At 64.2% G+C, this 13,034-nt stretch carries 14 protein-coding genes; 8 read left to right on the top strand and 6 right to left on the bottom strand.

The window, feature by feature from the left end:
* Positions 1-2: 2 nt before the first annotated feature.
* The 5 genes from F7R11_RS02710 (at position 3) to F7R11_RS02725 (ending at position 5,971) form a co-directional block, all read left to right on the top strand.
* Positions 3-3,155: an efflux RND transporter permease subunit gene (locus F7R11_RS02710; protein WP_021196900.1), complete on the top strand. Its 3,153-nt coding sequence runs from the start codon at positions 3-5 to the stop codon at positions 3,153-3,155.
* A 2-nt stretch (positions 3,156-3,157) separates the two neighbouring features.
* Positions 3,158-4,717 (top strand): efflux transporter outer membrane subunit, encoded by a 1,560-nt coding sequence (locus F7R11_RS02715; protein ID WP_064806066.1) that lies wholly within the window; start codon positions 3,158-3,160, stop codon positions 4,715-4,717.
* A 180-nt stretch (positions 4,718-4,897) separates the two neighbouring features.
* A complete protein-coding gene (rpsU, locus tag F7R11_RS02720) occupies positions 4,898-5,110 on the top strand; it encodes a 30S ribosomal protein S21 (protein ID WP_021196898.1) in 213 nt (70 codons plus the stop codon).
* Positions 5,111-5,521: 411 nt separating this feature from the next.
* The gene (locus tag F7R11_RS26980) at positions 5,522-5,698 is read left to right on the top strand and encodes a hypothetical protein (protein WP_021196897.1); all 177 of its coding nucleotides are present in this window, start codon (positions 5,522-5,524) and stop codon (positions 5,696-5,698) included.
* Positions 5,699-5,719: 21 nt separating this feature from the next.
* Positions 5,720-5,971, top strand: a complete 252-nt coding sequence (locus F7R11_RS02725; RefSeq protein ID WP_064806068.1) for a hypothetical protein — start codon at positions 5,720-5,722, stop codon at positions 5,969-5,971.
* A gap of 22 nt (positions 5,972-5,993) precedes the next feature.
* Here the strand turns inward: F7R11_RS02725 and F7R11_RS02730 are convergent, their stop codons facing one another.
* Genes F7R11_RS02730 through F7R11_RS02745 form a run of 4 tightly spaced genes read right to left on the bottom strand, consistent with a single transcriptional unit; the run spans position 5,994 to position 8,859 of the window.
* A complete protein-coding gene (locus F7R11_RS02730; RefSeq protein ID WP_249042857.1) occupies positions 5,994-6,881 on the bottom strand; it encodes a metallophosphoesterase in 888 nt (295 codons plus the stop codon).
* Positions 6,854-7,252: an NUDIX hydrolase gene (locus tag F7R11_RS02735; protein WP_064806072.1), complete on the bottom strand. Its 399-nt coding sequence runs from the start codon at positions 7,250-7,252 to the stop codon at positions 6,854-6,856. Before F7R11_RS02735 ends, F7R11_RS02730 begins: the two co-directional genes overlap by 28 nt.
* Positions 7,253-7,282: 30 nt before the next feature.
* Positions 7,283-7,918 (bottom strand): hypothetical protein, encoded by a 636-nt coding sequence (locus tag F7R11_RS02740; protein WP_064806074.1) that lies wholly within the window; start codon positions 7,916-7,918, stop codon positions 7,283-7,285.
* A 32-nt stretch (positions 7,919-7,950) separates the two neighbouring features.
* Positions 7,951-8,859 (bottom strand): LysR family transcriptional regulator, encoded by a 909-nt coding sequence (locus F7R11_RS02745; RefSeq protein WP_064806077.1) that lies wholly within the window; start codon positions 8,857-8,859, stop codon positions 7,951-7,953.
* A 125-nt stretch (positions 8,860-8,984) separates the two neighbouring features.
* Between F7R11_RS02745 and F7R11_RS02750 the strand changes: the two genes are divergently transcribed.
* The gene (locus F7R11_RS02750) at positions 8,985-10,004 is read left to right on the top strand and encodes a zinc-dependent alcohol dehydrogenase family protein (RefSeq protein WP_064806079.1); all 1,020 of its coding nucleotides are present in this window, start codon (positions 8,985-8,987) and stop codon (positions 10,002-10,004) included.
* A 100-nt stretch (positions 10,005-10,104) separates the two neighbouring features.
* Here F7R11_RS02750 and F7R11_RS02755 read toward each other — a convergent pair whose 3' ends face one another.
* The gene (locus F7R11_RS02755; protein ID WP_064806527.1) at positions 10,105-10,431 is read right to left on the bottom strand and encodes an EthD family reductase; all 327 of its coding nucleotides are present in this window, start codon (positions 10,429-10,431) and stop codon (positions 10,105-10,107) included.
* A gap of 265 nt (positions 10,432-10,696) precedes the next feature.
* Between F7R11_RS02755 and F7R11_RS02760 the strand changes: the two genes are divergently transcribed.
* The gene (locus tag F7R11_RS02760; RefSeq protein WP_064806081.1) at positions 10,697-10,936 is read left to right on the top strand and encodes a hypothetical protein; all 240 of its coding nucleotides are present in this window, start codon (positions 10,697-10,699) and stop codon (positions 10,934-10,936) included.
* A 147-nt stretch (positions 10,937-11,083) separates the two neighbouring features.
* Here F7R11_RS02760 and mnmE read toward each other — a convergent pair whose 3' ends face one another.
* Positions 11,084-12,529 carry a tRNA uridine-5-carboxymethylaminomethyl(34) synthesis GTPase MnmE gene (gene mnmE, locus F7R11_RS02765; protein WP_064806083.1) on the bottom strand — a complete coding sequence of 482 codons (1,446 nt, stop codon included), beginning with the start codon at positions 12,527-12,529 and terminating at the stop codon, positions 11,084-11,086.
* 59 nt (positions 12,530-12,588) lie between these two features.
* On the opposite strand from mnmE, the gene F7R11_RS02770 reads away from it, so the two are divergent.
* On the top strand, positions 12,589-12,987 hold the full coding sequence (locus tag F7R11_RS02770; protein WP_064806085.1) for a VOC family protein: 399 nt from the start codon (positions 12,589-12,591) through the stop codon (positions 12,985-12,987).
* Positions 12,988-13,034: the final 47 nt, after the last annotated feature.

Raw genomic sequence — 13,034 nt, forward strand, 5'->3', positions numbered from 1 at the left:
GCATGGCAAAGTTTTTCATCGATCGCCCGGTCTTTGCCTGGGTGCTCGCGCTGTTCATCATCCTGGCTGGGGCGATCTCGATCACCCAGCTGCCGATCTCGCAGTACCCGACCATCGCGCCGCCGTCCATCATCATCACGGCAACGTATCCGGGCGCCAATGCGAAGACGCTGGACGAATCCGTCACCAGCATCATCGAGCAGGAAATGAACGGTGCGGACGGCCTGCTCTATATGGAGTCGGTCAGCCAGGGCGGTAACGGCCAGGCCACCATTACCGTGACGTTCAAGGCCGGTACCGATCCGGCGCTGGCGCAGGTGGACGTGCAGAACCGTCTGAAGCGCGTGGAAGCGCGTCTGCCCTCACAGGTGACGCAGCAGGGCGTGCAGGTCGACAAGGCCCGCGCCAACTTCCTGCTGTTCGCCACGCTGGCGTCGACCGACGGCAAGATGGACCCGGTGGCGCTGGGTGACTACATCTCGCGCAACGTGCTCAATGAAATCAAGCGCGTGCCGGGTGTGGGCCAGGCGGTTCTGTTCGGTACGGAACGCGCGATGCGCGTCTGGATCGATCCGGCCAAGCTGGTCGGCTACAAGCTGACCCCAACCGACGTCTACAACGCCATCCGCGCACAGAACTCGCTGGTCTCGGCCGGTACGATCGGCGATCTGCCGTCCGTTTCCGACCAGCCGCTCGCGGCCACGGTCGTGGTGGAAGGCCAGCTCACGACCACCGAGCAGTTCGGCAACATCGTGCTGGTGTCCAAGCCCGACGGCTCGCTGGTTCGCGTGAAGGATGTGGCGCGCCTGGAGCTGGGTGGCCAGACCTACTCGACGTCGGCCCGCATCAACGGCCAGCCGATCTCGGCCATTGGTGTGCAGCTCTCGCCCACCGGTAACGCGCTGGGCACCGCCAAGGCCGTGAAGGCCAAGCTGGAAGAGCTGTCGAAGTACTTCCCGGCCGGCGTGGAATACAAGGTGCCGTACGACACCTCGAAGTTCGTCCAGATCTCGATCGAAGAAGTGGTCAAGACGCTGTTCGAGGCCATGGTGCTGGTGTTCCTGGTGATGCTGCTGTTCCTGCAGAACATTCGCTACACGCTGGTGCCGTCGATCGTGGTGCCGATCTCGCTGCTGGGCGCGTTTGCCGTGATGAACGCGTTGGGCTTCTCGATCAACGTGCTGACCATGTTCGGCCTGGTGCTGGCGATCGGTATCCTGGTTGACGATGCGATTGTGGTCGTGGAAAACGTCGAGCGGATCATGGCCGAAGAAGGCCTACCCCCGCGCGAAGCCACCCGCAAGGCCATGGGCCAGATCACCGGCGCCATCATCGGGATTACGCTGGTGCTGATGGCCGTGTTCATCCCGATGGCGTTCTTCTCGGGCTCGGTGGGCGCGATCTATCGCCAGTTCTCGCTGTCGATGGTGTCGTCGATCTTCTTCTCGGCACTCATGGCACTGACGCTCACGCCGGCACTGTGCTCGACGCTGCTCAAGCCGATCGAGAAGGGTTCGCACCACGAGAAGAAAGGCTTCTACGGCTGGTTCAACCGCATGTTCTCGAGCACCACGAACCGCTACCAAAGCTTCGTGGAGCGCATGCTGAAGAAGACCTTCCGCTACATGGTCATCTATGTTGCGCTGATCGCAGCGGTGGTGCTCCTGTTCCTGCGCCTGCCGTCTTCGTTCCTGCCGACTGAAGACCAGGGTTACATCGTGACCAACATCCAGTTGCCGCCGGGCGCATCGGCCAACCGCACGTTGGAAGTGATCAAGCAGGTCGAGAACTACTACAAGCAGGAAAAGGCGGTCGAGAACATCGTGGCCGTGCAGGGTTTCAGCTTCTCGGGCAACGGGCCGAACGCCGGTATCGTGTTCACCCCGTTCAAGGACTGGAGCGAGCGCAAGGGCAAGGATCAAACCGCCGATGCGGTGGCCGGCCGTGCCTTCGGTGCGCTGTTCGGTGGTATTCGCGATGCGATCGTGTTCCCGCTGAACCCGCCGCCGATTCCGGAACTGGGTAACGCAACGGGCTTCACGTTCCGTCTGCAAGACCGCGCGGGTCTGGGGCATGACGCCTTGATCGCCGCCCGCAATCAACTGATGGGGATGGCGGCGCAAAGCAAGGTCATCACGGGTATGCGACCGGAAGGTCTGGAAGACTCGCCGCAGTACCAGGTCGATATCGACCGCGAGAAGGCCAATGCGCTGGGCGTGTCCTTCACCGATATCAACGCCGTGCTGTCGACGGCGCTGGGCTCGGCGTACGCCAACGACTTCCCGAACTACGGTCGTCAGCAGCGTGTGATCGTGCAAGCGGACAAGATCAACCGCATGCAGCCCGAAGACATCATGAACCTGTACGTACGCAACGGGCAGGGCAACATGGTGCCGATGTCGACGTTCGCGAAGGGCCATTGGATCGTCGGCCCGGTGCAGCTCGTGCGCTACAACGGCTATCCGGCGGTTCGCCTGTCGGGTGCGGCCGCGCCGGGTGCCAGCTCGGGTGATGCCATGGCCGAGATGGAACGCCTGGCCGGTAAGCTGCCGGCGGGTATCGGTTACGAGTGGACGGGCCAGTCGCTGCAGGAAAAGGCCTCCGGCTCGCAAGCGCCGGCGCTGTATGCGCTGTCGCTGCTGGCGGTGTTCCTGGTGCTGGCTGCGTTGTACGAAAGCTGGTCGATTCCGGCGGCGGTGATTCTGGTGGTGCCGCTGGGCGTGCTCGGCGCACTGCTGGGCGTGACGCTGCGCGCCATGCCGGATGACGTGTACTTCAAGGTCGGCCTGATTGCGGTGGTGGGCTTGTCCGCCAAGAACGCGATTCTGATCATCGAGTTTGCGAAGGACTTGCAGGCGCAAGGCAAGGGCCTGATCGAGGCCACGCTGGAAGCGGTGCACCTGCGGTTCCGCCCGATCATCATGACGTCGTTCGCCTTCATCCTGGGCGTGGTGCCGCTGGCGATTGCCACGGGTGCCAGCTCCGCCAGCCAGCGCGCCATCGGTACCGGCGTGATGGGCGGGATGATTACCGCGACGGTGCTGGCCGTGGTGCTGGTGCCCGTGTTCTTCGTGGTGGTCCGCCGCATCTTCAAGGGCAGCGAGCGTCAACGCCGCCTGGATGCCGCGCACCGTCCGTTGGACGAGGAAATCTGAACATGCAGAAAACGATGACCTTCTCTTTGGCCTCATTGGCAACCCGCGCCCCCGCGCTGCTGCCGGCGCTTCTGCTGGCTGCAGGTGTGTTGTCCGGCTGCTCGCTGGCGCCGACCTATGAGCGCCCGGATGCTCCGGTAACGAGCACGTATCCGCAGGCACCGGCCGGCTATGCCGTGCCGGCTGACAGCGCCAAGCCGGGCGAGAACGCCCCGCGCGCCACCGATCTCGGCTGGCGCGAGTTCTTCCCCGATCCGCGTCTGCAGAAGCTGATCGGCCTGTCGCTGGAGAACAACCGCGACCTGCGCATCGCCGTGCTCAATATTGAGGCGGCGCGCGCGCAGTACCGTCTGCAAGTCGCTGAACTGCTGCCGCCGGTCAACGCATCTGCCACGTACACGCGCAGCCTGACGCCGCAGTCGATCTCGCAGACCGGGCAGGACATCATCACCAAGCAGTATCAGCTTGGTGTGGGCATCAGCAACTACCAGGTCAACCTGTTCAGCGTGGGCGACGTGACGCGCTCCGCGCGCGCCAGCTATCTGGCGACCGCAGAGGGCCAGCGCGCCGCGCAGATCAGCCTGATCTCGCAGGTGGCCAAGGCGTACCTGAACGAGCGCGCCTATGCCGAGCAGCTTGAGCTGGCCCAGCAGACCCTGAAGGGCCGCGAGGATTACTACAAGCTCGCCAAGCAGCGCTTTGACGTGGGTGCCTCGTCGGCGCTGGACCTGCGCCAGACCGAAACGCTGGTGGAATCGGCGCGTGTGTCGGTCGCCCAGCTCACGCGCCAGTACGCCCAGGCGACCAACGCCCTGGTGCTGCTGGTGGGTGCGCCGCTGCCGGCTGACTTGCCGCCGCCGACCACCGTGTCGTCGGAGAAGATCGTGGCCGACATTCCGCCGGGTCTGCCGTCGGAGCTGCTGGAGCAACGCCCGGACATTCGCCAGGCCGAGCAGAAGCTGATCGCGGCCAATGCCAACATCGGCATCGCGCGTGCGGCGTTCTTCCCGAGCATCGGGTTGACGTCCAACGTGGGCACGGCCAGCGGCGCGCTGCATGACCTGTTCAAGGCCGGCACCGGGCTGTGGTCGTTCGTGCCGAACCTCACGCTGCCGATCTTCGACTGGGGCACGCGCGTCTTCCAATTGGACTCCACCAAGGCCAACCAGAAGATCGCCGTCGCCACCTACGAGAAGACCATCCAGACCGCGTTCCGGGAAGTGTCCGACGCCCTCGTGGCGCGCGGCACGCTGGAAGAGCAGGTGGCGGCGCAAAAGCGCTTCCGCGATGCCACGGCCGAGCGTCTGACGCTGTCTGACCAGCGCTACCGCAACGGCGTGTCGAGCTTCCTCGACGTGCTCGATGCGCAACGTGACCTGTTCAGCGCTGATCAGACCCTGGTACAGACGCGCCTGGCCCGCCTGACCAACGCCATCGATCTGTACACGGCGCTGGGCGGCGGTCTGCAGGAAAGCAGCACCATTGCGGCTGCCAAGCAAGCGCAACCGACGGCTGCGCCGGGCCTGGCACCCGCCGCGCCGGACATGACGCCGGTCCGCTGATCCTTCGGCACGTATCGTCCGCCGTCGTCTCCACGCGACGGCGGACGGTGCAAAAGTGCCTGATTGGACACGCAAAACCGGTGCTTGCATCGGTAAACCAATTCAACTACACTGCACGCCCTCTGGGCGGTATATAATCCGCTGTTTAGCCGTCCACCCGAATACTGAGTAAGGGATACGATGACCACTGTCCGTCTGAAAGAAAACGAACCGGTTGAAGTCGCACTGCGCCGCTTCCGCCGTGAAATCGAGCGCACCGGCCTGATCAAGGAACTGCGCGCACGCACCGCTTACGAAAAGCCGACGACCGAGCGCAAGCGCAAGAAGGCTGCTGCTGTGTCGCGCACGCGTAAACGCCTGCGCTCGCAAATGCTGCCGAAAAAGCTCTACTAAGATCGCGCGATTGTTCCGGTAGCACCAACTGGGTGCTGCCGTTGGCGGCGTAAAGTCAGTCGACTTCCAGTTCGCCGAGCTTGGTTCGTAGCGTGCCTTGCACGCGCCCGAAAGCTCTTTCGGGACCCGGCCAACGCTCCAACCCCCGATACAGAAGCTCGCAAGATGCGGTTGATGGCCTAAGTGCCGTTCTCCGCCGCTTCGATGCGCCTTCGCGCGCATGTTCTGTTGCAAACGACTTCCGCCAGCGGTGATTGACCGGCTGGCTGTTGGCGTTTGTCGCGCAGAACTTTCCGCGCTCGCCTATCCATCGCGTCGCCATAGATGCGAATTTTGCGCGGCCCCCTCGCCTCTTTACGACTTTTTGACGGGCACAGCCGTACGCTGCAGGTATCCCAGACTGCAGACGCCATGCGTCTTCCGATCATGAACCTGATGAGCCATTGGCTGCTCGGCGCGGGCGCCCTGCTGGCCATCCTTGCCCTGTTTGTCATCGAGTACATTGGAGTGGAGCGCGCGGCGCGCCGCAACGCCGAGGCCGAAGCACACCTGCCCAAGCCCTCCAGCGAAGACGCGACCGTTCTCTGAACGCTATGCCTTGAGGGAACCATGCCCACGGATTCCAACGACTACTGGTTCCCTGCCAAGCGTTACGGCTGGGGGTGGGGGTTGCCTTCGCGCTGGCAAGGCTGGGTGGTGTTTGCCATCTACGCCGTTCTGCTGGTGGTGGGCATCGTAGTGCTGCGCCCGCATGCCGAGCCGGTGAGCTTCGTGCTCTATACGCTGGTGCTGAGCCTGTTGCTCGTGCTGGTGTGCTGGTGGAAGGGCGAACCACCGTGCTGGCGGTGGGGTGGGGACTGATCGCCCATACGTTCTTTCGCTCTCAGCCTGCTGCCTGAAGGGTGTAGAGATGCACCTCTGACGGTGAAAATAACCGGATCGGCAGATCGCTCATGCCGATGCCGCGGCTGGTCACCAGCCGCCCGCCTTCCGCCAATTCAAAGTACCCGCTGGCAAAGCGCCGGTCGCCGGAGCCCGAAGGCAGTACGATCGGACGGCCATCCGGGCGCGCGATCTGCCCACCGTGGGTGTGGCCGCAGAACGCAAGATCGAACGGATAGGCACGTACGTGCCGTAAGCCCAGCGGCGAATGCATCAGCAACAGCCTGCGCGCACCGGCGCCGCTGAAGGTGCGGGCAGGGTCGGGTTGCCCAACACCCGGCTCATCGAGCCCACATACATAGAGCTCGTCATAGGGCGGCGGCAGACGCACCGCTTCGTTGACGAGCATGCGCACGTCCGCCGCCTCCAGTTGCAGGCGGATGAACGTGTCATCTACCCAAAGGTCGTGATTGCCGAACACCCCAAACTTGCCGGCCGGTGCCGGCAGTTCACGCAAACGCGCGGCCAATCCAGTGACATGTCTGTGATGCAGCGAAACGAAATCGCCGCCCAGCAGGATCACGTGCGGTGCGAACGCCGCGATCGCTTGCTGCATGGCATCCAGCAGACGTGGATCAGTCAAGGGGCCCGCATGGAAGTCCGAAGCGAAGGCCACTCTGAGCGGCTCGGCCAGCGGTGCACTCAAGGGCAAAGTCACATCGCGGTGATCAACATGCAGCCGTCCTTGAAGACGCAGTGCGTGTGCGAGGTGCGCCGCCCAGCCGTTGGCGTAGAAGAGCGCTTCCGCGGTCTCGCCGGCGCGCCGCCACCAGTTGTAGTACCGGCCTCGGCCCATGTCTGCTAAACCGGTTGGACCGACGCGCCGCACGCCACCGCAATCGACGCGCGATACCCGCCAGGCAGATTCATCGGCAGTGCATCCGGTGCAAACAGCCCGAGCCGCTTGTGCTCGTGGCTCACCACCGGCGCAAACGCGCCAACCAACGTGCAGTTGTACGTGGCGATGAACACATGCTTGCCTGGCACGACCTCGAACAGATACGTATCGATTGGCGCACCGACTTCCACGCGCAGGTTCAATTCTTCGGCAATCTCGCGGGCCAGGCATTCGGTGGACGATTCGCCCAACTCGATACGGCCGCCCGGCAACTCCCACGCTTCGCGTTCATTGAGCAGCAAAACGACCTCACCGGTGGGCGCGCGCAGCACGCCTTTGACGGAGACGGGGTAGGTGGACATGGCGCTCTCGGTGATGGTCTGCTACGTGGGTTAGGGCCCGTCCGCCACGTTGGCGGTGCCGCTGGACGTGCCCAGATGCAGTTCCTGATCAAAGGCGCGGTTCACATCGCAGTATTGTGCGCGTGCGGGCTGCGACTTCTGCCAGCGGAACGAGAGCTTCGGATAACCCGGAGTGCTGTTGGCGTTCTCGGTCAGCACGTAGTAGTCGAAGCGCACGTTGGCATCAGCCGCGTAACTGGCGCCGGCTTCTCGGTTGGCGAGGATGAGCACGGCGGGCTTGCCGCCTTGCGCGAGCAAGAGCCGAAAGTCGTGGAGCAGGCAATCTGCGCCGCCGCCGGTCGTCACGTGCAGTTGCTCCTGCTCGCCACTACCGCCGCTACCGCCACCCTCGCTGCGGCGGAATACCGGTACGAGGCTCCAGGGTTGCGCACGGCCTGCCGCGCCATCGCGCACAAAGAAGGTGACCACATCGAAGCTGTGCGCGTTGAAGTTCTCGCGCCACGCACGCACCGCGATTGCGTCGTAGCCGCGCAGCTTCAGCGCGTTGACGCCGTTGTGTATGGGCATCAGCGCATAGCCCGCTTGCGCAGCGGCGGGGCCCGAGAGGCCGAGCAACGCTAGGCTCAGGGCGACACTGTTGTTCAGGTAGTTGCGGACCTTGCGCACCGGTCTCTCCGTTGGTGAATGGGTTCGGCCTCTCAGGCTTGGGCCAGTATGTGAGGTACTTCATCGACGAGGGCATCGATGGCCACGCGCACTTTGAGCGGCATGTGTCGGGTCTTCAGCCACAGTACGTTGATCTCTGTATCGAGCACGCCCTCGTGGCCCATGACGACCGTGAGCTGGCCAGCGTTCAAGTATGACGAAATGAGCCAGCAGGGCAGCCACGCCAGGCCAGTTCCCGCGGCTGCGGCGTCAGCGATGGAGAGTAGGTCGTCCAGGCGCAGGCGCGATGCGGGCGGATAGGTTTGCAGCTCACCATCCGGCCCGGGAAGGCGCCACGGCGTATGGTGGGCACCACGGGCATAGACGATGCAGGTGTGCGCGTCCAGATCGCGCAGCGTTGTTGGGCGGCCATGTTTGTCGAGATAGGCCGGCGACGCGCAGAGCGCCATCCGGTTGAAGCCCAACTGTCGGCTGACCAGCGTGGCGTGGTTCGGCAGCGGGCCCATGCGTACGGCGATGTCGAAGCGGTCTTCCACCAGGTCCGCCATGCCATCGCTGAACGCGATCTCGACTTCCAACTGCGGGTGGCGCTCGATCAAGCGGCGCATGACTGGCGCAACGCAGTGCCTGCCGAACAGCACCGGTACGGTCATTCGCAACCGTCCGGTCGGCTCCTGCCGGCTGGCGAGCAAGGCGGCTTCGGTTTCGCTCAACTCGGTCAGCACGCGCTTGCATTGCTCGTAGTAGAGCGCGCCTTCGCCGGTCAGGTTCAGGCTGCGCGTCGTTCGCTGCAGCAGCCGCGTGTTCAGGCGTTGCTCCAGCCGGGCGATGACCTTGGCCACCGCCGAGCGCGTGACCCCCAACTGCGCGGCCGCCGCCGCAAAGCTGCCCGACTCGACCACGTTCACAAATTCGGCCACGCCGCTGAGCCGATCATCCATCCAAACCTGCTCCGTTTCGGTTGATCAAATGGCGCCTGATAGGCGACGGTGAGTCTACCAAATGGAGTCAATGCGTCTCGTGTGGAAACAATAAGATCGGTGCTTCATTGGAACGAGGAATTCACATGAAAGCATGGCAAGTCAGGCCGGGACACGGCATTGCAGGATTGCAGCAGATCGACACGGACGCACGAGAGCCAGGGCCCACCGAGGTGCTCGTGAGCATGCGGGCGGCCTCCCTGAACTACCGCGACTGGATGGCCGCGCGCGGCGACTACCCGGGCATTGATGGCACACCGCGCATTGCACTGAGCGATGGCGCAGGCGAGGTGGTTGCAGTGGGGGCGCATGTGACCCGGTTCAAACCAGGGGATCGCGTGATCAACACCTATTTCCCGAACTGGATCGACGGCGAAATCGCACTTTGGAAGATTGCCGAATCGCCCGGTGCGACATTCGATGGTGTGCTGGCCGAGCAGTTTGTCGCCGACGAATCCACGCTGACGGCGATCCCGGCGCACCTAAGCTTTGAGGAGGCGGCCACGATCTCCTGCGCGGGCATCACGGCCTGGAATGCGCTGTTCGCGAATACCGTGGTCAAGCCGGGGGCGACGGCGCTGCTGCTGGGGACGGGCGGCGTCTCGATCTGGGCGCTGCAGCTGGCGAAGGCGGCGGGGCTGCGCACCATCATCACCTCATCCAGCGACGAGAAACTGGCACGCGCACGGCAGCTCGGCGCGGATGCAACCATCAACTACCGCGCCGTGCCCGAGTGGCAGCACGAAGTGTTGCGACTGACCGGTGGCGCGGGCGCTGACGTGGTGGTGGAGGTGGGCGGATACGACACCATGGCGCGCTCGATTGCGGCTACCCGGCTGGGCGGCGTCGTCTCCATCACGGGCTTGCTGAGTGGCTTCGCAGGCGTGGATTTCGGTCTGCGCAGCCTGTTCGACGTGGCCAAGCACCTGCATGGCGTGATCGTCGGCAGCCGCTCGGTGCTCGACGAGGTGGTGCGGCTGGTGGACGTGCAGCAGATCTGCCCAGTAGTCGATCGCGTCTTCGGTTTTGATGAGGTGCCGGCCGCGTATGACTACCTGCAGTCGGGCCGGCACTTCGGCAAGGTGGTGGTTCAGGTTGGGGGGTGAGGGGGATGCCCTCGGCGGGCGGTCCTACGTTTCGGCGGGCCGTTCGCTACGTCGATACAGAACCTGGTGCTGCGCTGCGGATGGCTTACCTGAACTGTTTTCAGGCTTCCGAACGCTCCACAACCACCTCACTGACTTGCAGCACGGGTTGGATATCCGTGTAATTGGCGATGTCCGCCTGGATCTCCTGCGCGTGCGGGGCGCGAGCTGCCAGGAACGCTTCGATAGAAGGACAGATGAAGTCGCACTTGGCCACGTAAACAGGGTCTGCGCCCGGAGCACTCCCTGCGATGCCCTTGTCGATCGTGTAGTACAGACACGCAGCGCCGAGCAGCTTTTTCATCATGGGCATATGCCGCTCGCGGTAGTACGCATGATCGAATCGCGCGCCTGCGGCGTACGGGTACATGACACTGACTTTGATCATCGGGTTCTCCTGTTGCTGCACGGTCATCGAGGCGCCGTTGCTCGCGATGACGACATTGACGTCGCCGATATGGGGCGTGGCCAAGGCTGCTTCCAACATCGACGTACTGATTCTTCTGATTGTAAGCACCCGGTGAACCCGTTGTGCCGGCTCGGTGGCGCTGGGTGTCCAACAAAGCCGGGGGCTCCCCCGGTCAATCATGGATCGTCACCCGCGAAATCAAGGCTGGTATGCTGACCGACACCATCACCAGTTGGAGGGCAACATGGCTGCAAAGAAGGTCACCAAGAAAAAGTACTTGAAGATCCTCAACAAGCGCCTGCGTGCTGAGCCGGATGTGTCGCACAGCGCGCTGTTCGTCTTCTACCCTCTCGGGGCAAAGGCCAAGCACGCCACCGGCGTGGTCGCCAACGAGCCCTACAGCGAGCCAGAGTTCGCAATCATGGCCGCCATTCAACGCCAGGCAGCCAGCGAGTTTATCGTTGTCAGTGAGGAGGCCGCGTAGGCAACGGCCGACGTTCAACTGTGCCGTGTGATTCCGCTATGCGAAGGCGTGCCTTTGATGCAGGGTCTCACGGCATCAGCAGTCTCAATCATGGTCATGTGGATGATTGGGACGTCTCGGCAACCTTGGGCGCCCCTGGGCGCCTGATTACTTGCCGATACAGAACCGACTAAAGATCACCCCCAGCAGATCATCACTGGAAAACGCTCCCGTGATGCTGTTCAACGCCTCCTGCGCGAGCCGTAGCTCTTCCGCAAACAGATCGAGCGATTGCGCCTGCTGATCCGCATGTTCGGCCGCCAAGGCCAAATGCTCCTTGGTCGCGCGCAAGGCGGCGAGATGGCGCTCACGCGCCAGGTACAGGCCCTCGCCGCCGCCCTGCCAGCCGGCAATCTCCAGCAATGCCGCGCGCAGCAGTTCAACGCCCACGCCATCGCGCGCTGAGAGCCAGACCTCTGGCGGCACGGCATCCACGCGGCCCGCGACGCCCACACTCGTCAGGTCAATCTTGTTGATCACGCGCAGCGTGGGCACGCCCGCCGGTACGTGACTGGCAATACGTGCGTCGATGGCGGCATCTTCAGCCGAGAGGCCGTTGGCGCGATAGTCCGCTGCGTCCAGCAGGTGCAGCACCACATCCGCACGCGCGATGGCTGCCCAGGTGCGCTCGATGCCGATGCGCTCCACCTCGTCTTCGGTGTCGCGCAGGCCGGCCGTGTCGACAATGTTCAGCGGGATGCCTTCAATCTGGATGGTCTGCTGCACCTTGTCGCGCGTGGTACCGGCGATGGGCGTGACGATGGCAAGCTCCGCGCCGGCCAATGCATTGAGCAGCGAGGATTTGCCCACGTTCGGCTGCCCGGCCAGCACCACGTGCAGGCCTTCGCGCAGGAGCGCACCCTGTCGCGCCTGCGCCAGCACACCGTCAACCGCTGTGCGAATCCCGGCGAGCTGGCCGCGCGCATCGGACGCTTCCAGAAAGTCGATTTCCTCTTCCGGAAAATCCAGCGTCGCTTCCACCAGCATGCGCAGATGGATCACGCGTTCGACCAGCGCGTGCACCGCCTGCGAGAACGCACCGTCGAGCGAGCGCGCCGCCGAGCGCGCAGCGGCTTCGGTGCTCGCCTCGATCAGGTCGGCAACGGCTTCAGCCTGCGCCAGGTCCATCTTGTCGTTCAGGAAGGCGCGGCGTGTGAACTCGCCGGGTTCGGCCACGCGCAGGCCGATCTCGCGGCCGGCAGCCAGGCAGCGCTGCAGCAGCAGCTGCATCACCACCGGGCCGCCGTGGCCCTGCAGTTCGAGCACGTCTTCACCGGTGTACGAATGCGGCGCCGGAAACCACAGCGCGATGCCGCGGTCGATGGCGCCGCCGTCGGCGTCAAGGAAGGGCAGGTAGGTTGCCTGGCGTGGCGCCAGCAGCCGGCCGCAGACGGCCTGCATGACGGCGCGCACGTCAGGCCCCGACACGCGCACGACCCCAATGCCGCCCCGCCCAGGCGCAGTGGCAATCGCCGCGATGGGAATGGTGCGGATGGGTGCGCGCGGGGCGTCGGCAGTGTTCGGCAAGGTCGTGGGGTGGTCAGCAGCAGTCATGGGCGGTATTGTGCGGCAGCCGCGCAGTTGCGCGCCAGTTTCCAACCAGGGAGATTCGGATGATCGATCACACCGGCGTCGTCGTCAGCGACTTCGAGGCCAGCAAGCGGTTTTACGAACAGGCACTGGGCGCCATTGGCCTGGCCAAGGTGCTGGAGTTTCCTGCCGCCGTGACGGGTCACACCGATGTGGCCGGCTTCGGTCCGCCGGGCAAGGCGGAGTTCTGGATTTCCGCCGCGACGGCCGGGCAGGGGCCGAACAAGCCGCCGCTGCACGTGGCGTTTCGCGTGGAGTCGCGTGCCGAGGTGGACGCGTTCTACGCTGCGGCAATGGCGGCGGGCGGCACCGACAACGGCAAGCCCGGCCTGCGCGAACACTATCACCCGAACTACTACGGTGCGTTTGTACGCGATCCGGACGGCCATAACATCGAGGCGGTCTGCCACACACCGGCTTGAAGCGGGTGAGACAGGCATGAAAAAAGGGCACCCGAGGGTGCCCTTTT

This window comes from Ralstonia insidiosa, assembly GCF_008801405.1.
In the GTDB taxonomy this organism is placed as follows: Bacteria; Pseudomonadota; Gammaproteobacteria; order Burkholderiales; family Burkholderiaceae; genus Ralstonia; species Ralstonia insidiosa.

Excerpts from the sequence above, each read along its gene's own strand:
- F7R11_RS02710 (WP_021196900.1), top strand. The coding sequence starts at position 3 with ATGGCAAAGTTTTTCATCGATCGCCCGGTCTTTGCCTGGGTGCTCGCG.
- F7R11_RS02760 (WP_064806081.1), top strand. The coding sequence starts at position 10,697 with ATGGCTGCAAAGAAGGTCACCAAGAAAAAGTACTTGAAGATCCTCAAC.
- mnmE (WP_064806083.1), bottom strand. The coding sequence starts at position 12,529 with ATGACTGCTGCTGACCACCCCACGACCTTGCCGAACACTGCCGACGCC.
- F7R11_RS26980 (WP_021196897.1), top strand. The coding sequence starts at position 5,522 with ATGCGTCTTCCGATCATGAACCTGATGAGCCATTGGCTGCTCGGCGCG.
- F7R11_RS02735 (WP_064806072.1), bottom strand. The coding sequence starts at position 7,252 with ATGTCCACCTACCCCGTCTCCGTCAAAGGCGTGCTGCGCGCGCCCACC.
- F7R11_RS02770 (WP_064806085.1), top strand. The coding sequence starts at position 12,589 with ATGATCGATCACACCGGCGTCGTCGTCAGCGACTTCGAGGCCAGCAAG.
- F7R11_RS02755 (WP_064806527.1), bottom strand. The coding sequence starts at position 10,431 with ATGATCAAAGTCAGTGTCATGTACCCGTACGCCGCAGGCGCGCGATTC.
- F7R11_RS02725 (WP_064806068.1), top strand. The coding sequence starts at position 5,720 with ATGCCCACGGATTCCAACGACTACTGGTTCCCTGCCAAGCGTTACGGC.
- F7R11_RS02715 (WP_064806066.1), top strand. The coding sequence starts at position 3,158 with ATGCAGAAAACGATGACCTTCTCTTTGGCCTCATTGGCAACCCGCGCC.
- rpsU (WP_021196898.1), top strand. The coding sequence starts at position 4,898 with ATGACCACTGTCCGTCTGAAAGAAAACGAACCGGTTGAAGTCGCACTG.
- F7R11_RS02750 (WP_064806079.1), top strand. The coding sequence starts at position 8,985 with ATGAAAGCATGGCAAGTCAGGCCGGGACACGGCATTGCAGGATTGCAG.
- F7R11_RS02745 (WP_064806077.1), bottom strand. The coding sequence starts at position 8,859 with ATGGATGATCGGCTCAGCGGCGTGGCCGAATTTGTGAACGTGGTCGAG.